The 19,458-nt window shown below is 68.6% G+C and carries 21 protein-coding genes and 1 tRNA gene; 16 read left to right on the forward strand and 6 right to left on the reverse strand.

What is annotated here, in order from left to right:
* Window positions 1-119: 119 nt before the first annotated feature.
* Window positions 120-350, forward strand: a complete 231-nt coding sequence (locus E6C64_RS12370) for a hypothetical protein (protein WP_136427814.1) — start codon at window positions 120-122, stop codon at window positions 348-350.
* Between the two features lie 13 nt (window positions 351-363).
* Window positions 364-1,848: an alpha/beta hydrolase family protein gene (locus tag E6C64_RS12375; RefSeq protein WP_136427815.1), complete on the forward strand. Its 1,485-nt coding sequence runs from the start codon at window positions 364-366 to the stop codon at window positions 1,846-1,848.
* Window positions 1,849-1,897: 49 nt separating this feature from the next.
* On the opposite strand, the gene E6C64_RS12380 is transcribed toward E6C64_RS12375, so the two are convergent.
* The gene (locus E6C64_RS12380; RefSeq protein ID WP_136427816.1) at window positions 1,898-2,308 is read right to left on the reverse strand and encodes a phage holin family protein; all 411 of its coding nucleotides are present in this window, start codon (window positions 2,306-2,308) and stop codon (window positions 1,898-1,900) included.
* Window positions 2,309-2,483: 175 nt separating this feature from the next.
* On the opposite strand from E6C64_RS12380, the gene E6C64_RS12385 reads away from it, so the two are divergent.
* The 12 genes from E6C64_RS12385 (at window position 2,484) to E6C64_RS12440 (ending at window position 13,008) form a co-directional block, all read left to right on the forward strand.
* Complete coding sequence (locus E6C64_RS12385) at window positions 2,484-3,587, forward strand: histidinol-phosphate transaminase (RefSeq protein WP_136427817.1); 1,104 nt, start codon at window positions 2,484-2,486, stop codon at window positions 3,585-3,587.
* 140 nt (window positions 3,588-3,727) lie between these two features.
* Window positions 3,728-4,840: a thiamine pyrophosphate-dependent enzyme gene (locus E6C64_RS12390; RefSeq protein WP_136428681.1), complete on the forward strand. Its 1,113-nt coding sequence runs from the start codon at window positions 3,728-3,730 to the stop codon at window positions 4,838-4,840.
* Window positions 4,837-5,820 carry an alpha-ketoacid dehydrogenase subunit beta gene (locus E6C64_RS12395; protein ID WP_136427818.1) on the forward strand — a complete coding sequence of 328 codons (984 nt, stop codon included), beginning with the start codon at window positions 4,837-4,839 and terminating at the stop codon, window positions 5,818-5,820. The genes E6C64_RS12390 and E6C64_RS12395 overlap by 4 nt, the downstream gene beginning before the upstream one ends.
* Window positions 5,821-5,850: 30 nt before the next feature.
* Entirely contained in the window at window positions 5,851-7,152 is a 1,302-nt protein-coding gene (locus E6C64_RS12400) for a dihydrolipoamide acetyltransferase family protein (protein WP_136427819.1), read from the forward strand.
* Between the two features lie 125 nt (window positions 7,153-7,277).
* Window positions 7,278-8,135, forward strand: a complete 858-nt coding sequence (locus E6C64_RS12405) for a metal ABC transporter ATP-binding protein (protein ID WP_136427820.1) — start codon at window positions 7,278-7,280, stop codon at window positions 8,133-8,135.
* Window positions 8,132-9,040 carry a metal ABC transporter permease gene (locus tag E6C64_RS12410; protein WP_136427821.1) on the forward strand — a complete coding sequence of 303 codons (909 nt, stop codon included), beginning with the start codon at window positions 8,132-8,134 and terminating at the stop codon, window positions 9,038-9,040. The genes E6C64_RS12405 and E6C64_RS12410 overlap by 4 nt, the downstream gene beginning before the upstream one ends.
* Window positions 9,037-9,435 carry a Fur family transcriptional regulator gene (locus tag E6C64_RS12415; protein WP_136427822.1) on the forward strand — a complete coding sequence of 133 codons (399 nt, stop codon included), beginning with the start codon at window positions 9,037-9,039 and terminating at the stop codon, window positions 9,433-9,435. The genes E6C64_RS12410 and E6C64_RS12415 overlap by 4 nt, the downstream gene beginning before the upstream one ends.
* Before the next feature lie 251 nt (window positions 9,436-9,686).
* The gene (gene rpmB / locus E6C64_RS12420) at window positions 9,687-9,923 is read left to right on the forward strand and encodes a 50S ribosomal protein L28 (RefSeq protein WP_136427823.1); all 237 of its coding nucleotides are present in this window, start codon (window positions 9,687-9,689) and stop codon (window positions 9,921-9,923) included.
* Window positions 9,923-10,090 (forward strand): 50S ribosomal protein L33, encoded by a 168-nt coding sequence (gene rpmG, locus E6C64_RS12425; protein ID WP_136427824.1) that lies wholly within the window; start codon window positions 9,923-9,925, stop codon window positions 10,088-10,090. The genes rpmB and rpmG overlap by 1 nt, the downstream gene beginning before the upstream one ends.
* 7 nt (window positions 10,091-10,097) lie before the next feature.
* Window positions 10,098-10,403, forward strand: coding sequence for a 30S ribosomal protein S14 (gene rpsN, locus E6C64_RS12430; protein WP_136427825.1), 306 nt, complete (start codon window positions 10,098-10,100; stop codon window positions 10,401-10,403).
* Window positions 10,404-10,555: 152 nt separating this feature from the next.
* A complete protein-coding gene (locus E6C64_RS12435) occupies window positions 10,556-10,837 on the forward strand; it encodes an HU family DNA-binding protein (protein WP_136427826.1) in 282 nt (93 codons plus the stop codon).
* A 212-nt stretch (window positions 10,838-11,049) separates the two neighbouring features.
* Complete coding sequence (locus E6C64_RS12440; RefSeq protein WP_136428682.1) at window positions 11,050-13,008, forward strand: bifunctional copper resistance protein CopD/cytochrome c oxidase assembly protein; 1,959 nt, start codon at window positions 11,050-11,052, stop codon at window positions 13,006-13,008.
* Window positions 13,009-13,035: 27 nt separating this feature from the next.
* On the opposite strand, the gene E6C64_RS12445 is transcribed toward E6C64_RS12440, so the two are convergent.
* Window positions 13,036-14,223 (reverse strand): hypothetical protein, encoded by a 1,188-nt coding sequence (locus E6C64_RS12445; RefSeq protein ID WP_136427827.1) that lies wholly within the window; start codon window positions 14,221-14,223, stop codon window positions 13,036-13,038.
* Between the two features lie 61 nt (window positions 14,224-14,284).
* Between E6C64_RS12445 and E6C64_RS12450 the strand changes: the two genes are divergently transcribed.
* Window positions 14,285-15,610 carry an ATP-dependent DNA helicase gene (locus E6C64_RS12450; protein ID WP_136427828.1) on the forward strand — a complete coding sequence of 442 codons (1,326 nt, stop codon included), beginning with the start codon at window positions 14,285-14,287 and terminating at the stop codon, window positions 15,608-15,610.
* A gap of 30 nt (window positions 15,611-15,640) precedes the next feature.
* Here the strand turns inward: E6C64_RS12450 and E6C64_RS12455 are convergent, their stop codons facing one another.
* Both E6C64_RS12455 and E6C64_RS12460 read right to left on the reverse strand, forming a co-directional pair.
* On the reverse strand, window positions 15,641-16,171 hold the full coding sequence (locus E6C64_RS12455) for a hypothetical protein (RefSeq protein ID WP_136427829.1): 531 nt from the start codon (window positions 16,169-16,171) through the stop codon (window positions 15,641-15,643).
* 92 nt (window positions 16,172-16,263) lie between these two features.
* Window positions 16,264-16,689 (reverse strand): DUF4383 domain-containing protein, encoded by a 426-nt coding sequence (locus tag E6C64_RS12460; RefSeq protein ID WP_136428683.1) that lies wholly within the window; start codon window positions 16,687-16,689, stop codon window positions 16,264-16,266.
* A gap of 329 nt (window positions 16,690-17,018) precedes the next feature.
* Here E6C64_RS12460 and E6C64_RS12465 point away from each other — a divergent pair, with 329 nt between their 5' ends.
* Window positions 17,019-17,924, forward strand: a complete 906-nt coding sequence (locus E6C64_RS12465) for a ferritin-like domain-containing protein (RefSeq protein ID WP_233255608.1) — start codon at window positions 17,019-17,021, stop codon at window positions 17,922-17,924.
* A 246-nt stretch (window positions 17,925-18,170) separates the two neighbouring features.
* Here E6C64_RS12465 and E6C64_RS12470 read toward each other — a convergent pair whose 3' ends face one another.
* Window positions 18,171-19,037, reverse strand: coding sequence for an AraC family transcriptional regulator (locus tag E6C64_RS12470; RefSeq protein WP_136427831.1), 867 nt, complete (start codon window positions 19,035-19,037; stop codon window positions 18,171-18,173).
* Window positions 19,038-19,286: 249 nt separating this feature from the next.
* Window positions 19,287-19,357: transfer RNA gene (locus tag E6C64_RS12475), tRNA-Gly, on the reverse strand.
* Between the last annotated feature and the right edge of the window lie 101 nt (window positions 19,358-19,458).

Consider the following 19,458-nt stretch of genomic DNA (forward strand, 5'->3'; position numbering starts at 1 on the left):
GCGACGCCACAGCCGCAGTCCGCCCGCGCGCTTCCGTGCACAGGGTGCCCCCGTCGCCGGCTATCCACAGATCCCGCATTCCCGCTCGTCCGCGCGTCGGGACCTCGCAGGATGATCGGGTGTCGATCGACTCGCCCGCTCTGTCCGGCCCCCTGCTGATCGAGCTGGCCGAGCGTGCGCGCGCCGAGCTGGCCGCGGTCCGCGCCGATCTGGACTCCCTGGAACCGGCGATGTGGCATTCGCCCACGGCTCGGCGGCTGGCGGACATCATCCGCGACCTGCGTGCCGACCTCCTGACGGCGGAGGCGGCCATCGACGACGGTGAGCGCATGATCCGGTCGCTGCAGTGATCGGCGATGTCGGGTGACGAGCCGAGAGCTGGTCATCTCGGGCGGGGGATCGCTCGTCATCGCCACCGACGAGCTGGACGCCATCATCGATCGCTGCGGTCCGATCGCCCGACGCCTCGACGCCGTTGCCGACGAGCTGGCGACGGTGGCCGCTCTCGCCGATCGTGGCGCGGCCCCGCTGACCGCCACCCCATCGACCGCGCTCGCGTCGTCGGCACGGACATGTCAGCGCTCCGCCGACCGGCTGCACGGACTGCGTACGGGCCTCGTGCGCGCTCGAGACGAGTACTCCCAGCTGGAATGGCGCCTCCGCGCGCGGATGGCCGGATGGTCGGCCGATGTCGCGTTCGGCGCCGGCAACGCGGTCGGCTTCGGGCTCGCGATGCTCGGTCCCGCGGGTGTGCTCGGCCTCGCGGCGGCCCTCTTCGCGGCCGGGCCCGAGCTGCAGCTGATCGGCGCGGCCGCCGGGAAGCGGCTGCGCGAGCATCCGGAGCTCCTCGCCGATCCGGCTTTCCTCGCGTTCGTGCGCCTCGCGGTCGACGCCGCCGACGACGCCCTCCGGGGTGTCGCCCGCCTCCCACCGGGACTGGGTGATTCCGAGGCCACGGGCTTCGGTCCATTCCAGCCCCAGACGCCGATCGCCCGTCAGGATCTCGAGGGCAGGCAGTGGCTGGCGGCGCTCGCGCTCGCCGCCGTCACCCTCACCGCACGGGGCGACCTCACTCGAGTGCGGCTGAGCGCCAGTCCTGCGGGGAGCGCCAGCGCACCGCGGACCCTCGCCGCCCTCGCGCGGCGCATCCCGGGTCAGGAGTCGGGTGCCGCGGGGATGTCGGCTGGACCGGGGGACGGCGGCGCGGAGGATGAGCCGCAGGTGAGGATCGAGCGCTATCTCGACGAATCGGACTCCCCGCGCTTCGTGGTCTACCTGGGCGGCACCGCCGACTTCGGTCTGCCGGCCGGAGACGAGCCCTTCGACATGACCTCGAACATCGCAGGCGTCGCCGACCGGAACTCGGCGGCGCTCGAGACGGCGCGGGCGGCCATGCGCGAAGCGGGCATCGACAGCGGCGCGCCAGTGCTCTTCGTCGGCTACTCCCAGGGCGGTCTCCTGGCGGAGCGACTGGCGGACGGCGGCGACTACACCGTCGCAGGGGCGGTGACCTTCGGCTCACCCGGCACCGGGATCATCGATCCCCGCATCCCTGCGGTGGCCATCGCCCATACCGACGATCTCGTCCCCGCTCTGGGCGGCATGCGGTCGCACGACGCTGCGGAATCCCATGTGATCGTCGAACGCGCGGCGCTGGCAGGTATGCCCTTCCCCGAGGGTCAGACAATGCCGGCGCATGACATGGCGGCCTATCGGCGCACCGCGGAGCTGGCGGACGCCTCATCGGAGGATCGGCTGGTCGCCGCGCGGGGCGAGGTCCTGGGGTTCCTGGAAGGCAGTCGGTTCGGCCAGGCGACCGAGTTCCGCGGAGTCAGGATCGAACTGTGAGCCCGCGTCGCGACTGCGGGGGTGCGAAGGACGATCGAACCGCGGATCGTCAGCGGCGGGTGCCCGCGAGCGGACGCAGGATCAGTCCGATGATCCAGTTGAAGATGCCCATGACGAAGGCGCCGAGCACGCCCCACCAGAAGCCCTCGACCGACAGGCCGAAGCCGATGCCGCCACTGATCCAGGCGACCAGAAGGAAGAGGAGTCCGTTCACGACCAGGGCGATCAGGCCGAGGGTCAGCAGGTAGAGCGGGAAGGCGACGATCCGGATCGCGGTGCCGATCAGTCCGTTGACCACCCCGAAGATGATGGCGAGAAGCGCGTAGGTCAGCAGCGTCTCGACGACACCGCCGGGCGCATAGGCGCTGACGGTGACGCCACCGCCGACGGGACCGATCAGCAGGGTCGTCAGCCAGAGGGCGACTCCGTTCCCGACCAGGGCGACCAGCAACCTCCGCATGGCTCAACTATGGCATCCGCGCCCGGTCCGCGCCTCTTGAGCGCGCGGGCGGACGTCTCCCATCCGTCGCCGGCCGACGATCGAGCGTGTTCCGGCGTCCAGGACCCGGGCTCGCCGACCTCCCGGCGACGACGTCGGGATCGGAGGACCCGGTGCGCAAATAGACTCGGGCACTGTGACCGACGAACGCCCGCCCGTCCGACTCCGTCCCGAGATCGCCGCCCTTCCGGCCTACCGCCAGGGACGCACCGCGGCCTCCGACGGCTTCAAGCTCTCCTCCAACGAGAATCCGTTCGACCCGCTGACCGGCATCCTCGAGGCGATCGCGGCGGCGGTCGACATCAATCGCTACCCCGACGCCACCGCCCGTGAACTGCGCGAGAAGCTCGCGCCCCGCTTCGGCGTCGGCGTGGACGAGGTCCACGTGGGAGCCGGCTCGGTCTCCCTGCTCAGCCAGTTCATCAACGCCGCCGCAGGACCGGGCGACGAGGTGCTCTACTCGTGGCGATCGTTCGAGGCGTACCCCGGTCTCGTCACCGTGTCCGGGGCGAGAAGCGTGACCGTTCCCAACCTCCCCGACGGTCGGCACGACCTGCCCGCCATGGCGGCCGCGGTCACCGACAGGACGCGCGTGGTCCTGGTCTGCTCGCCCAACAACCCCACCGGGGGCGTGGTCACCGCTGAGGAGTTCTCCGCGTTCATGGCCGCCGTCCCCGCGGACCTCCTGGTCCTCCTCGACGAGGCGTACGCAGAGTTCGTCCGCGACGACGCAGCGGTCGAGGGACATGCCCTGGTCGGCATGTACCCGAACCTGGTGATCCTGCGCACGTTCTCGAAGGCCTGGGGCCTCGCCGGATTGCGGCTCGGCTACGCGATCGGGCCGGAGCGCGTGCTCGATGCCGCGCGCGCGGCCGCCATCCCGCTGTCCGTCACCGGCCCGGCGCAGGCGGCGGGTGCCGCAGCTCTGGACCACGAGGCCGAGCTGGTCGCGCGGGTCGAGCACATCGTCGCCCGGCGGACCGAGGTGCGGGATGCGTTGCTGGAGGCGGGTCTGCCGGTGATGGAATCGCAGGGCAACTTCGTCTGGCTGCCCCTCGCGGCAGACGCCGAATTCGCTGCAGACGTGCTGAACGACCACGGTCTCGTGACCCGCGCGTTCCCGGGTGACGGGGTCCGAGTGTCCATCGGAGAGGCCGAATCCGTGGCAAAGCTCAAACAAGCCGCGGTGGACATTGTGGAGAACCTACCGACGAGGCCCCAGAGCAGCCGGATAGATTAGGGCGCGGCCCGGCTCCGGTCGGAGTCTCGGTTCACGGAAAGAGCGGCGTCCTGCCGGAAGAGAGATCGGAGGCGCTCGTGGCCGAGCTATCACGGGGAGCCCAGGCGGAGCTGCCCTCGGAATTCGACGACGAGGACGTCATCGGCACCCTGGACACGGTTCGCGTGTTGGCTGCGGACGGGTCGTTCGCACCCACGGAGTCCGCGGAGCGATTCCTGCCCTACCTCGAGCGCCTGACGGAGGCCGACCACCAGCGGTTCTATCGCGACATGGTCACGGTGCGCCGCTTCGACGCCGAAGCGGGCCACCTCCAGAGACAGGGCCAGCTGGCCCTCTGGGTGCCGAGTCACGGCCAGGAGGCCGCTCAGGTCGGATCGGGCAGAGCCGCCCGCGCCCAGGACACGATCTTCCCGGCCTATCGCGAGCATGCGGTAGGGATGATCCGCGGCATCGATCCCCTCGACATCATCCGCATGCTCCGCGGCATCACGCATGGCGGGTGGGACCCGAAGAAGCGCGGGAACTTCCGGCTGTACACGCTCGTGATCGCATCGCAGACCCTGCACGCAACGGGCTATGCCATGGGCATCTCCCTCGACGGTGCGCCGACGGGCGACCCCGATGTTGACGAGGCGGTCCTCGTCTACTTCGGCGACGGGGCGACATCCCAGGGAGACGCGAGCGAGGCGCTCGTCTGGGCGGCCAGCTATCAGACGCCTCAGGTGTTCTTCCTGCAGAACAATCACTGGGCCATCTCGGTGCCGGTGAGCAGGCAGTCCCGCGTGCCGCTCGTGCAGCGCGCGTCGGGCTTCGGCATCCCCGCCACCCAGGTCGACGGCAACGACGTGCTGGCGGCGTACGCGGTGACCACGCACTACCTCGACGAGGCCCGCGCGGGCCGTGGGCCGGGCTACATCGAGGCACTCACCTACCGGATCGGCGCGCACACCACGTCCGACGATCCCACCAGATACCGCGCCTCGCGCGAGCTCGCCTACTGGGAGGCGCGGGATCCGATCGCGCGCTTCCGCCGGTACCTCGAGGCACAGGGCGCGGACGGCGCCTTCTTCAGCGACGTCGACGCCGAGGCCGCAGATCTCGCCTCCGACGTCCGGCGCCGCATGCTCGAGCTGACCGATCCGGATCCCGCGATGATCACGCAGCACGTGTACACCGACGATCACCCGGTCACCTCCGCCCAGCACGCCTGGATGCGCGCGTACGAGGCGACCTTCGAAGAGGGCAGCGAATGAGCACGACCGGGACCTGGACCATGGCGAAGGCCCTGAACTCCGGCCTGCGCGCAGCCATGGCGGACGACGACAAGGTCATCCTCATGGGCGAGGACATCGGGACGCTCGGCGGGGTGTTCCGGATCACGGAGGGGCTCGCCGCCGAGTTCGGGACCGACCGGGTCATGGACACGCCGCTCGGCGAGGCCGGCATCGTGGGCGCCGCGATCGGCCTGGCGATGCGCGGGTATCGACCCGTCTGCGAGATCCAGTTCGACGGCTTCATCTACCCGGCCTTCGATCAGATCACGTCCCAGCTCGCCAAGCTCACCGCTCGTCACGAGGGCACCCAGAGCTTCCCCGTGGTCATCCGCGTGCCGTACGGCGGGCACATCGGAGCCATCGAGCATCACTCCGAGAGCCCGGAGGCCTATTTCGCGCACACGCCCGGGCTGCGCGTGGTCAGCCCGAGCACGCCCAATGACGCGTACTGGATGATCCAGCAGGCCATCCGATCGAACGACCCGGTGATGTTCTTCGAGCCCAAGAGCCGCTACTGGCCGAAGGGCGAAGTCGACGAGACCGCCCCGGCAGCGAGCATGCACACCACTCGCGTGGTGCGCGCGGGCACTGACGCGACGGTCGTCGCGCATGGAGCCATGGTGAGCGTGCTGCTCCAGGCCGCCGAGGTCGCGGCCACCGAGGGCAGGAGCCTGGAGGTCGTCGACCTGCGATCGCTGTCGCCGATCGACTACGGGCCGCTCATCGCATCCGTGGAGAAGACCGGGCGGCTGATCGTCGCGCAGGAGGCGCCCGGCTCCGTCAGCGTCGGCTCCGAGATCGCCGCGACGGTCGCCGAGCGCGCCTTCTACTCCCTCGAGGCTCCCGTGCTGCGGGTGTCGGGCTTCGATGCCCCGTTCCCCCCTGCCAAGCTCGAGAAGATCTATCTGCCGGACGCCGATCGTGTGCTCGAAGCGGTCGACCGTGCTCTGGCCTACTAGCACCGGTCGATCAGGCCGCCGAGGAGCCGCATGAGTATCTCGAAGTTCGCCCTGCCCGACGTCGGGGAAGGGCTCACCGAGGCCGAGATCGTCTCGTGGAAGGTCGCCCCGGGCGATCCCGTCGAGATCAACCAGGTGATCGTCGAGATCGAGACGGCCAAGTCGCTCGTCGAACTCCCCTCGCCCTACGCCGGCATCGTCGGCGAGCTGCTCGTCGGCGAGGGCGACACCGTGGAGGTCGGCACGGCGATCATCACCGTCTCCTCCGAGGGCGCGCATCTCACCGCCCCGCTGAAGAACCCGGCGCAGTCGGCGCTGCCGAACGAGGTGCAGGTGCTCGAAGCGGGAGACGAGGCGGACGACGCGAGCTCCGGTTCGGTGCTGGTGGGCTATGGCACCGGCGGTCATGCCGCCACTCGGCGCGGCGCTCGCAGGACACCGGTCGCCGCGCCGCCATCCCCCGTCGCCGGCACGCCGATCATCGCGAAGCCTCCGATCCGCAAGCTCGCGAAGGACCTCGGAGTGGATCTCGCCGCGGTCGTCGCGACCGGTGCCCGCGGCGACATCACCCGCGATGACGTCGTGCGGCACGCGGGGCAGGCGAGTGTCTTCCGCAACATCGAGACGCCCGCGTGGCCGTCCGACCGCGAGGAGCGGATCCCGGTCAAGGGCGTCCGCAAGGCCATCGCCACCGCGATGGTCGCCAGCAAGTTCTCCGCACCGCACGTGAGCGTCTTCGTCGACATCGATGCGACGCGCACCATGGAGTTCGTCAAGCGCCTCAAGGCGTCCACCGACTTCGCCGGAGTGCGGGTGTCACCGCTGCTGATCATGGCCAAGGCGATGATCTGGGCCGTGCAGCGCAATCCCACGGTGAACTCGAGCTGGACGGACAAGGAGATCGTCGTCCACCACTACGTGAACCTGGGCATCGCCGCGGCGACCCCGCGCGGGCTGATCGTGCCCAACGTCAAGGATGCGCAGGACATGTCCCTGCTCACGCTCGCCCAGTCCCTCGAGCAGCTGACCCTCACCGCGCGTGAGGGCCGCACTCAGCCCGCGGAGATGGCCGACGGAACCATCACGGTCACCAACATCGGCAGCTTCGGCATGGACACCGGCACCCCGATCCTCAATCCGGGCGAGGTCGCGATCGTCGCGCTCGGCACCATCAAGCAGAAGCCCTGGGTGGTGGACGGACAGGTCGTCCCCCGCTTCGTCACCACGGTGGGCGCGAGCTTCGACCACCGCGTGGTCGACGGCGATGTGGCCAGTCGCTTCACCGCCGACGTGGCGAGCATCCTCGAGGAGCCCGCCCTCCTGCTGGACTGAGCCGTCAATTCCGTCGAATTGCACCTCTGGCTCTCTCGGCCGCATGAACGGAGCCAAAGGTGGCAATTCGGCGCTTCGTCAGGCGTGAGTTTGACAATCATTCTCAGGTGGAATAGCGTCGCACGGTGATTCCTGCCGCCGACGCGCCGACCCTCGAGCTGCGCGACGCGTCGCTCGCTCTCGGCGGGCGCGAGCTGTGGTCGGATCTGGATCTCCAGCTGCGCGCGGGTGCCTTCCTGGCGGTGCTCGGCCCGAACGGCGCAGGCAAGAGCAGCCTGATCCGAGCGATCCTCGGCGAGGTGCGTCTCCGAGCGGGATCCATCAGGATCCTCGGAGCCGCGCGCTCGGTCGGCACCGACGTCGGCTACATCCCCCAGCAGCGCCTCTTCGACCGCGGAGTAGGACTGCGGGCCCGCGACCTGGTCGGATTCGGACTGGACGGGCACCGGCTCGGACTGCCCGTCCCGACCCGCGAACGCCGTGGCCGCATCGATGAGGCGCTGGCCCGGACGGGGGCGGAATCCTTCGCGGATGCGCCGATGGGCAGCCTCTCGGGCGGTGAGCAGCAGCGGGTCCGCATCGCGCAGGCGCTGATCTCGAGGCCGCGTCTGCTGCTCTGCGATGAGCCGCTCCTGTCCCTCGACCCGGGACATCAGGTGGCGGTGACCGAGGCGATCGACGACTACCGCCGGGAGACCGGTGCCGCTGTCGTGTTCGTCACCCACGACGTCAACCCGATCCTGGACCGCATCGATCAGGTGCTCTATCTCGGCCCGCGCGGCCATCGGCTCGGTGTCCCGCGGGATGTCCTGACCACTGACGTGCTCAGTGACCTGTACGACGTGCATGTCGACGTCCTCGACGTGCACGGGCGGATCATCGTCGTGGCCGGCACCGGCGATGGGGACCATCTCGTGCTGCCCGCGCACTCCGAGTCGACGGAGCATCCCGCATCGCCCGTCGGACGGCAGGGCACGGCATGACGGTCGACCTCTCGCAGCTCTTCGAGTTCTCCGACTACGGCGCCCTCGTCGCGCTGCTCGGCAACTCGATCATCGCCGGCGCGGTGCTGGGGATCGTCGGCGGCGTGGTCGGCTACTTCGTGATGGCGCGCGACCTCGCCTTCGCGGTCCACGGCATCAGCGAGCTCTCCTTCGCGGGAGCCTCCGCCGCACTCCTGATCGGTGCCAATGTGCTGGTCGGCTCCATGGTCGGCTCGATCCTCGCCGCGCTGCTGATCGGCGTCCTCGGGGTGCGGGCGCGGGATCGCAACTCGATCATCGGCGTCCTGATGCCGTTCGGCCTCGGGCTCGGCATCCTCTTCCTTGCGCTCTATCCGGGGCGCGCCTCGAACAAGTTCGGCCTGCTGACCGGGCAGATCGTGGCCGTCGACAGCCCGGAGCTCGGCTCGCTGATCGCGGTGTCCGTCGTCGTGCTGATCGCCGTCGCGATCCTCTGGCGTCCGCTCCTGTTCGCCAGCGTCGACGAGGAGGTCGCCCGCGCCCGCGGACTCCCGGTGGGAGCGCTGTCGATCGGATTCATGCTGATCCTGGGCCTGGCCACCGCGGTGAGCATCCACCTCGTCGGCGCGCTCCTGGTGCTCTCTCTCCTCGTGACCCCGGCAGCGGCCGCACTGCGGGTCGCATCGGCGCCGCTCGCCGTCACCGGCCTGAGCGTGCTGTTCGCCGTGATCTCCAGCGTCGGGGGCATCATGCTCGCCCTCGGCTCGTCCATCCCGATCAGCCCCTACGTGACGACGATCTCCTTCGCCATCTACCTGGCCTGCCGGATCATCGGCTCGCGCCGGTCTCGGTCGACCAGCTCCGTCGGCACCGCCCCGTCTGTCCAGTCACCCGCCCATTCGTCCGATCTACACTCGGTCCGATGAAGCGCAACACCTGGCAGCGCCAAGCCGTGCGCGAGGCCCTGGACACCTCGCAGGGCTTCGTGAGCGCGCAGCACCTGTACGCGGGACTGCGCGAATCCGGCTCTCCTATCGGCCTCGCCACCGTGTACCGCGCGCTGGCCGACCTTGCCGTCGAGGGCGAGGCGGACTCCCTGCAGTCCACCGAGGGCGAGAGCCTCTACCGCGCCTGCAGCACCCAGGAGCATCACCACCATCTGATCTGCCGTAACTGCGGCACGACGGTCGAGATCGAGGCCGACGCCGTGGAGCAGTGGGCGGCCAGCACGGCGGCCCGGCACGGATTCACGGAGCCGCGGCACATCGTCGACATCTTCGGGCTCTGCGCCGCCTGCTCCGCGGGAGCCCGCGGCGCCTAGCGTCGTCGGAACGAGCTGCCCGGTTCTGCCACTCCGAGCGCGTCTCAGGCCGCAGAACTGGGCAGTTCACCACGGTTCGGCGCTCGGCGGTTTGCGGGATCCCGATGCGACCCGTACAGTTGTCTGTTGGCCGTCGGGACCCCTTCTCGGCGTGCAGCGCTCCTTCTCCTCGGTCGCACGACCAGGTGAATGCGTGCGCAGACAAGAGATCTTGGGTGACGCCGTCCGGCGTCACGGTAACGGAGGAAAACGTGGCAGCAGTCTGCCAAGTGACCGGGGCAGTGCCCGGATTCGGTCACGCCATCTCGCACTCGCACCGACGCACCAAGCGTCGCTTCGACCCGAACGTCCAGAAGCGCACGTACTACGTGCCCTCGCTGCGTCGTAAGGTTTCGCTGAACGTGAGCGCGCGCGGCATCAAGGTCATCGACGCCCGTGGCATCGAGTCCGTCGTCAAGGAGCTCCTGGCTCGCGGGGAGAAGATCTGATGGCCAAGCAGCAGGACGTCCGTCCCATCATCAAGCTCCGCTCGACGGCCGGAACCGGGTACACCTACGTGACCCGCAAGAACCGCCGCAACAACCCCGACCGCATCGTGCTCAAGAAGTACGACCCGGTCATCCGCAAGCACGTCGATTTCCGCGAAGAGCGATAGAAGGACCATGGCCAAGAAGAGCAAGATCGCCCGCAACGACCAGCGCAAGATCGTCGTCGACCGTTACGCCGCCAAGCGCCTCGAGCTGAAGAAGGCCCTGGTCGACCCGACCTCGACCGACGAGGCTCGCGAGGCCGCACGGCTCGGGCTGCAGAAGCTGCCCCGCAACGCGTCGCCCGTCCGTCTGCGCAACCGCGACGCCGTGGATGGCCGTCCCCGCGGGAACCTCAGCAAGTTCGGCATCTCCCGCGTGCGTTTCCGGGACATGGCGCACCGCGGAGAACTCCCCGGCATCACCAAGTCGAGCTGGTAGCTCCCGCTTCTGGCGAGTCTGAGGGCGCCCGCTCCTGATAAGTTCAGGGGCGGCCGCCCTTGACCCCCGGGCCTCGTGGCCCCCATCCTGACAAACGTCAACACATGAGACGCCGCCCCCCTGACGGGCGGCACAGTCCGAGGAGGACACATATGGCATCACTCAACCGCACCGATCTCGTCGCAGCCGTCGCCGCCGAGTCGGGACAGAGCCAGTCCGCGGTCAACGGCGTGCTCGACGCGCTGTTCTCCACGCTGGCGAAGTCGGTCTCCGAGGGAACCAAGGTGTCGATCCCGGGATGGATCGCCGTCGAGCAGACCTCGCGTGCAGCACGCACCGGCCGCAACCCGCAGACGGGTGAGCCGATCGAGATCGCCGCGAGCAAGGGCGTCAAGATCAGCGCCGGCAGCAAGCTGAAGGCCGCCGCCAAGTAGTCAGTTCCACCGTCGGGTCCTCCGGACCCGAATCCCGAAAGAGGGGATGCGCTCCGGCGCATCCCCTCTTTGGCGTAAGGGGTCCGTCGCAGCCCGCGTCCGCTGTCCTCGGCAGGCTTCTCGCGGGAGGGGGCGCTTAGGCTTGACGGGTGTCGAGCAGAACCGTCGCCCCGCAGCGCAGCGCGCAACAGCCCGCTGCCGCGCGGCCGCCGCTGCGGGTCCTCGGGCCGGCCATCGTGCTGGCCAGTGCGCTGGTGGCGGTTCTCGTCGGGCTGGCGATCGGCGGGGGAGCTGCCCCGACGCTGATCGATGACCCCGGGTCTCTCGTGCGCTATGGGCTCCCGCTGACCAAGCTGCTCGTCGACCTCAGCGCGGCCGTGACCATCGGCGCTCTGGCGCTGGTCGCCTTCGCCCTCCCTCTCCAGCACCCCGCGTCGTCTCGCGTACTCGACGTCGCGGCCGGAGCGGCGGGAGTCTGGACGGTCGTATCGGCGGCGTCCGCCCTGTTCAGCTTCCTCACCGTGACCGGAGTGCCGCTCGCCTTCGATGAGCGATTCGGTGCGCAGCTCGGCTACTACCTGACCGACATCGATGCCGGAATCGCCTGGCTCCAGGTGACGCTGATCGCGGCAGCGGTCACCGTGCTGGCCTTCGCGGTGCGCAACCAGACGGCGCTCGCCCTGGTCTTCGTGCTGTCCTGCGTCGCGGTGCTGCCGCTCGCCTCACAGGGGCATGCGGCCACGGCCTCGGATCACGATCAGGCCGTCACGGCTCTCGCTCTTCACCTCGTCTTCGCGTCGATCTGGCTGGGCGGGCTGGTGGTGCTCATCATGATCCGCCGGTCCTTCACGGAAGGGCTCGAGCAGGATGCGGTGAAGCGCTATTCGTCGCTCGCCCTGATCTGCTTCCTGGTCGTCGCGGTCTCGGGGTACGTCAGCGCGGAGCTGCGCATCGGATCGCTCGAGCGGCTGGCGAGCCCGTACGGCCTCCTCGTACTGGTCAAGGTGGGGGCGCTCCTGGTGCTCGGCGGATTCGGCGTGGTCCACCGCCGCTACGCGATCGCCCGACTGGCGGGGGCCGCGAAGGGGGCCGCGCGTCGCTGGTTCTGGCAGCTCGTCGCGGTGGAGCTCGTGTTCATGGGCATCGCCTCGGGAGCGGCGGCCGCGCTTGCCCGCACCGCATCGCCAGTGCTCGACACCGAGCTCCCTCCGGCCGATACGCCCGCCGAGATCCTGACCGGTCAGCCGCTCCCGCCGCCCTTCGACTTCTCCCAGATCTTCCTGCAGTGGCGAGTCGACCTCATCTGGCTGCTCTTCTGCGGATTCGCGATCACCTTCTACCTCGCCGGCGTCCTCCGCCTGCACCGTCGAGGCGACAGCTGGCCGATCCATCGCACGATCCTCTGGATCGCGGGCATGCTCCTGCTCGCCTGGCTCACCAACGGATCCCTCAACGTCTACGAGCGCTACCTGTTCAGCGCGCACATGCTGCACCACATGCTGCTGGCGATGATGGTCCCGGTGCTGCTCGTGCCCGGAGCGCCGGTCACCCTGGCCGCCCGCGCGATCCGCAAGCGCACCGACGGCAGCCGGGGCGGCCGCGAATGGATCCTCCTCGCGGTGCATTCCCGCTTCGGCCAGTTCGTGAGCCACCCGATCGTCGCGGCGCTGCTCTTCGCGATGTCGCTGCTGATCTTCTACTACTCGCCGCTGTTCCGCTGGTCCACCGTGGACCACATCGGGCACGAGTGGATGGTGGCGCACTTCCTGCTGACCGGATACCTCTTCGTGCAGGCGCTCGTCGGCGTCGATCCGGTCCCCGTGCGTCTGCCCTACCCGCTGCGCCTTCTGCTGCTGCTGGGGACGATGGCCTTCCACGCCTTCTTCGGGCTCGCGCTGCTCTCGGGCTCCGCGCTGCTGCTCGCCGACTGGTACGGCGCCATGGGCTGGGGGACGAGCGCGCTCGCCGATCAGCAGGCGGGCGGCGGCATCGCCTGGGGGATCGGCGAATTCCCGACGGTGGTGCTCGCCATCGTCGTGGCGATCCAGTGGTCGCGCAGCGACGTCCGCGAGGCCGCCCGCAAGGACCGATCCGAGCAGCGCACGGGAGACTCGGATCTCACCGAGTACAACGCGATGCTGGCGCGGCTGGCGGGCAGGCAGCCTCGCTGAGTCCGATCGAGCCCCCCGATCGGACGCTCAGGCGGCGTTGATGGTGAGCACCCGGTCGGCGCCGACGGTGATCCGGTACGACACTTCGAAGGGCACGTCCTCGTCGAGGGTCGACGTCGTGCCGTCGAAAAGCGACTGGACCGGCACGCTGATGTGCGCGGTGCCGATGGTGGCGGGGACATCCCACGACCCGTCGACGCCCGGATCGATCCGGATCTCGGGGTAGCCCACCATCGTCCACACCGGTGCGGCGAGCACTCGGTCCTCGATGGACTTGCCGAACGGGCAGGCGGCGGGCAGCAGCACCTGCTGGGTGACGCACTCGTCGAGGAATGCGTCGAGCTTTTCCTGCACATCGTCCACGAAAGCGGCGCTCGCGGTGACGGTCAGGGCGGCGGGCGCGGCATCCGGTCCGGTGACGACGACGTCGACCGGCTCTGCAGAGAAGTACCGATCGTCGGCGCCCAGAGCGAGGATGGACGGCGTGAAGGCGGCAACCATGACGGAGCCGCCGGCTGCATCGGTGCTGGTGACGTCGACGGACGCTCCGTCGACGGTCAGGGAGTCGGCATTGCGAACGCCGATCTCCACCGGGACGATCGGGCTCGCCTGGAACGTCCAATCGTCGAAAAGACCGAACAGGGACGGCGCCTGCTCGACGGTGAAGGTGGACTCCCGCAGGGTGCCACCCATCCGATAGCCCATGACGATGCGGTGCACACCTCCGTCTCGGACCTCATCGGAGCGGAGCTGCACATCGCTGATCGAATCGAGGGCGCCCGGGGCCAGCGCAGCGGAGGACGTCCCCTGGGGACGGACGACTCCGGCCATGGACTCCGCGCTTCCCACGTCCCTCCGTTGAAGGGCGTCGAGGTAGCGCTCGACGAACCCGGACGCGCTGTACAGGCTGCCGTTGAGGGCGATCACGACCCCGACGAAGGCGAGCAGGACGGCGAGGGTGAAGGCGAGCCACCGGCCGGGGCGCCCCGGAGGCCGCTCGTGGGGCGGCTCGATGGTCGGTTCAGCCGATGCGGACAGAACAGCAGGATCGAGCGGCGCGGTCCCCTCGTTCAGGTCATCGGCCGGGCTGGCGGTCGAGGTGTCGGTAGGCGACGCCGACGGCTGATCGCTGGAGGTTTCGGCGGATGGCAGCTCGACGGATGCGGCGGCTTCCCGGGTCGCCGAAGGAGCCTCCTCCGGCTGCGCCCCCTGCATAGCGCCCATCCTAGGCAGGGCTTTGTCAGGGTGTCCGTCGCCGCGGCTACAGTGTTCGGATATGTCGACGACCCTGGCGCCCGAGCAGCAGGCGATCTTCGAGGCGATCGAGAGCACCCGCGAGCACATCTTCGTCACGGGGCGCGCGGGGACCGGCAAGTCCACGCTGCTCAACCATCTGGCGTGGAGCACCGAGAAGCAGATCGTCATCTGCGCGCCGACGGGCGTCGCAGCGCTCAACGTCGGCGGCCAGACGATCCACTCGCTGTTCCGACTGCCGATCGGCATCATCGGCGACCAGGATCTGGAGCAGGACGCGCCGCTGCGCAAGCTCCTCGGCGCGATCGACACGGTCGTCATCGACGAGGTGTCCATGGTCAATGCCGATCTCATCGATGCGATCGACCGCTCGCTGCGGATAGCCCGGCAGCGCAAGGAGCCCTTCGGCGGCGTGCAGCTGGTGATGTTCGGGGATCCGTATCAGCTGCCGCCCGTGCCGGGCGACGGAGACGAGCGAGCGTTCTTCGCCGACAGGTACGCGTCCATGTGGTTCTTCGACGCGAAGGTCTGGGAGTCGGCGCCGCTGACGGTCTACGAGCTGACCGACATCCACCGTCAGCATGACGACGAGTTTAAGGCCATGCTGACCGCCGTTCGGCACAACAGGGTCACGGCCGAGATCGCCGGGCACCTCAATGCGGCGGGAGCGCGTCCGGTGCCGGCCAACCCGCCGATCACCCTCGCGACGCGCAACGACAGCGTCAACTCCATCAATGCCCGGGCGCTCGCCGCCCTGCCTGGCACCGTGAAGCGCTACAAGGCCGAAGTCAACGGAGAGTTCGGCGGCCGGGCCTTCCCCGCCGATGAGCTGCTCGAGCTGAAGCCGGGTGCGCATGTGATGTTCCTCCGCAACGACGCCGAGCACCGGTGGGTCAACGGCACCGTCGGCGAGGTCACCCGCGTGAAGACGACATCGGTGATCGTCGATGTCGACGGCGAGGACTGGGAGGTGCCACGAGCATCCTGGGAGCGCAACCGGTACACCTACTCGACCGCGACGAAGACGATCAAGAGAGATGTGGTGGCGGAGTTCCTCCAGTTCCCGCTCCGCCTGGCCTGGGCGGTGACCATCCACAAGTCGCAGGGCAAGACGTACGACGCGGCGGTGGTCGACCTTGGGGCTCGGGTCTTCGCGGCGGGTCAGACCTACGTCGCGCTCAGCCGGCTGCGCAGTCTGGACGGGCTCTACCTGAGCAGGCCGTTGCGGCCGCGAGACATCCTTGTGGATCAGGATGTCGTGCGCTTCATGCGCGGCGCGGTGCGGATCCGGCCCTCCGTCTCGCCGCTTCCCGTTCAGAGTCCAGCGGCAGGATCCTCTCCCCGCTGAACGCTGTCGCCCTTCCGGGCGTGGCCGATCTCATTGGTCGGAGTGGCTGGCGGGCAGCTCGAGACGTTCGGACGGCCCGTGCGTCGCATGGGGGCCGTGCGAGGCCGCCATCCCTGCCGACGTGGTGCCCAACGCAGGCAGGACGAGCGCACTCATCGCGAATGCACCGATGACCAGGGGCACGGTGAAACTGCCGCCATGGGCTGGTCGCACCCGTGAGGCAGGTCGATGTCGGAGCAGGACTGCAGCGCCGATGGCCACGGCGAGATCGAGCAGTGCCGCGAGTGCGAGAGCCGGAAAAGGCAGGGTTCCCGGAGATCTGGAGAGCCCGAGCAGTGCGATCAGCCACACCCCGATCGGCACGAGGGCGAGAGGAGGCACCGCGCGGGCCAGCGGGAGGGAGACGCGAGCGATGGCGAACCCAGCCCAGACCAGCTCGGCGGCACCGCACGCGGCGAAGGCGATCGCCACGGGGAGGTCCGCACCGGCTGCCACCGCGAGATGCAGCAGCCCGGCGCCCAGCGCCGCTATGGCGAGCTGGACGCGGAATGCCGTGCTCACGACGGGGTGCTCGTGCCGCGGCGTTCGGAAGGCTGTGTCCGCCGCTGCGCCTCGCATCTCTGTCTTCATGGCGGAGGCCGGTGAACCGAGAGTCAGGCCGCGGTCGCGGGGAGTGATCGGGTGGCCTTGTCCGCGCCCAGTGCTGCTCCGCCGAGGATCACGGCACTGCCCAGATGCAGGAAGTGATCGGGCATGTTGAGAGCGAGGAAATTGAGACTCGAGTTCGGATCCGCCGCGAGGAAGAAGCCGACGATGCCGAGGGCGAGATAGGCGACGCCCACGATGCCGTTGGTCGCACGTGCAGCTCGCACGTCGGAGATCCCGGCGATCAGCAGCGCCGCGCCGATTAGCAGATGAGCGGCGTTGTGCAACGGGTTCACCTCGAAGATGCCGAGGATCAGCCCGCCATTCGGCGAGATGAACGAGACACCGCTCGTGTAGGCGAAGCCGAGGAATCCGACCAGCAGGTAGACCGCGCCGAAGACGGTGCCGATGAGGCGGTTGGGTGATTGTCGAATCGAGATGCTGCTTGTCGTGCTCATGGGACTCCGCCTTTCCTGCGTCGACGGGTGATCACCCGCTCAATTCATTCGACACCGCAGATGTTTCGGATTGGCGCGCACTCGGGGGCGTGAAAAGCACACGGATCGGGGGCTCGGCCGAATCGCGCCGGATCAAGCTGTCAATCAGCTGATATTGGGTCAGATGCCCCCCTGAAGAGGGCATATGTTTGCCGACGTCAAGGATGCGATCTGGGACGCATCGTTTCTTTGAACCCGATGGAGACGTCTCAATGTTCGACCAGACCTTTATCCGTGGTGCCATCGCGCGAAGCGCGGAGACACAGATGGACCGCCGCAAGATGCTGATCGCCACCGGCATCGCCGGCCTCGGCGTGGGCGCAGCCGCACTCGGCTCCGCGGCCCCCGCCTCGGCCGCCGAGGCCGCAGCTGCTGCACCCGCGATCAGCGATGGATCGGTGCTCAACTTCGCGCTGAACCTCGAGTACCTGGAGGCGGAGTTCTACCTCCGTGCAACGACAGGCAAGGGGCTCGCCGACAACATGATCGGCGGCAAGGGCACGCCCGGCGGCGTGACCGGTGGATCCCAGGTGCCGTTCAAGACCCCGGCGATCAGGAAGTACGCCGAGGAGATTGCGAAGGATGAGTCTCGCCACGTCGCCTTCCTCCGCGGTGCCCTGGGAAGCGCTGCTGTGGCGCGACCGGCAATCGATCTGCAGGCCAGCTTCAACGCTGCGGCCACCGCAGCTGGCCTCATCAAGGCAGGCGGGACCTTCAACCCGTTCGCCGATGAGACCAGCTTCCTGCTCGGTGCCTTCATCTTCGAAGATGTCGGAGTGACCGCCTACAAGGGCGCGGCGCCATTCATCTCCAACAAGGCGTACCTCGAAGCAGCCGCCGGGATCCTCGCGGTCGAGGCTTACCATGCCGCGATCATCCGAACGAATCTCTACAACCTCGGCCTATTCGATCAGGCGAAGGCGATCTCGATTGCTCGCGAGAGCCTCGACGGCCCGAAGGACCTGGACCAGGGCCTCACCAGGGACGGCGGAATGGCCAACATCGTCCCCACGGATGACAACGGAATCGCTTTCAGCCGCACCCCCGGTCAGGTTCTGAACATCGTCTTCTTGAACCCCAAGCCCGTGAAGTCCGGCGGCTTCTTCCCCGCCGGAGTCAACGGCGACATCACGACCAGCGACAACAGCGTCACCAACGCGCCCGTCTACTGATCGCAATGCGAATGGCCCGTCCTCTTCGAGGGCGGGCCATTCGTCATTGTCGGTCTCAATCCAGATGAGACTTCTCACGAACGCTGAGACCGCCAATTCCGGGCTGAGGAACGAGAGAGCCACTTGAGCTTCGGGTGGCTCTCTCGTCGTGTTTGAGACGGTGAACGCGCGCTGACTCAGGTGATGGCCGAGGACCTGCTTTCAGCCGCGGACGGTCGTGCCGCCGCCGCAACGGACCTCTGATGATCAGTTGCGCTCTACGGGCAGCCAGAGCTCGGTGGTCGCGGTGCTGAAGTCGGCCGAGCGATCGAGGACCGCGACGAGTGACGGGCCGGGGCGAAGCCTCCACGGGTTGGAGGGGAACCAGTCGGTAGCGGTGGCGGCCCAAGTCTCCTGAAGGGCGGCGGGATAGTCGCCCTCTGTGCGGAACACGGCCCACTCCCCGGCCGGTTCCTCGATGATGTCGAGGTCGTCGGGCGCGGCTGTCCCGGCATCTACGGCGACGCCGTGCAGGTAGGTGAGCTCAGAGCCCTCCGTGTAGTCGGGATCGACGTCGGCGCTGACGGCCAGCAGGCCGCGAGGTTCGGTGTTGCTCAGTGCCTTGAGCCTGTTGTGCTCCGCCGCGGGAAGCGACGCGATGTGCTGCTGGATGTGCGGATTGACCCCTTCGTGGATCAGCGGCACGCGAGTTGCGTGCCCTACGAGGCGGAATGCCGGTCGGTCGGCGATACGGGTGTTCATGACAGTGCTCCCTTCGACGGTCAGGCGGAACCTGAGCCGTGGTTGTGTTCGAAGGGGGCCGCCATCCCGGCGCACATCGCCCGGGGCGACGCCATGCACCGCTCGAAACGCTCTCCCGAACGCCTCCGTCGAGCCGTAGCCGTAGCGCACCGCGATCGTCAGCAGGTCATCGTCCCCGAGCAGATCGGCGCCGGCTACGCTCATGCGCCGTCGGCGGACATACTCGGACAGCGGCATCCCTGCCAGCGACGAGAACATCCGCCGGAGATGGTACTCCGTCGTGCCCAGGCCGCTGGCGAGGCTGCCGACATCGAGCTCGTCGGTGAGGTGATCCTCGACGAGCTCGACGACTTGGTTGAGAGCTGAGATCACGGCCCCTCCTTCGCATCGATCCTTCTCGGGATGCGTCACCCGCACCCGATGATCCTGGACCGATCCGATATGCCGCGGTAGCAACGGAGCCGAAGGCCTCTACGCCAAGTCGTCATGAACCCGCCTCGGAGCTGTGGCTGGTCTCACCGGCCGCCCGTAGGGGTGGATGACTCCTCCGCGCGCATGTGCGCTGCGAGGAATCTCATCCGCGCTGAGAACTGACAATTCGTCATGTCCTGCTGCGATGGGAGCGGATGACGGGAATCGAACCCGCGCTATCAGCTTGGGAAGCTGAAGTTCTGCCATTGAACTACATCCGCGCAACGCGCATCCCGGACCTCTGAGAGGTCGTCGAGGCGAGCGGAATCCATCCTACGACGCCTGCCGTCCTCCCCGCGGTGCGGCCGCCGACGCCCGGCTA

Source organism: Naasia lichenicola (assembly GCF_004801885.1).
GTDB lineage: Bacteria > Actinomycetota > Actinomycetes > Actinomycetales > Microbacteriaceae > Naasia > Naasia lichenicola.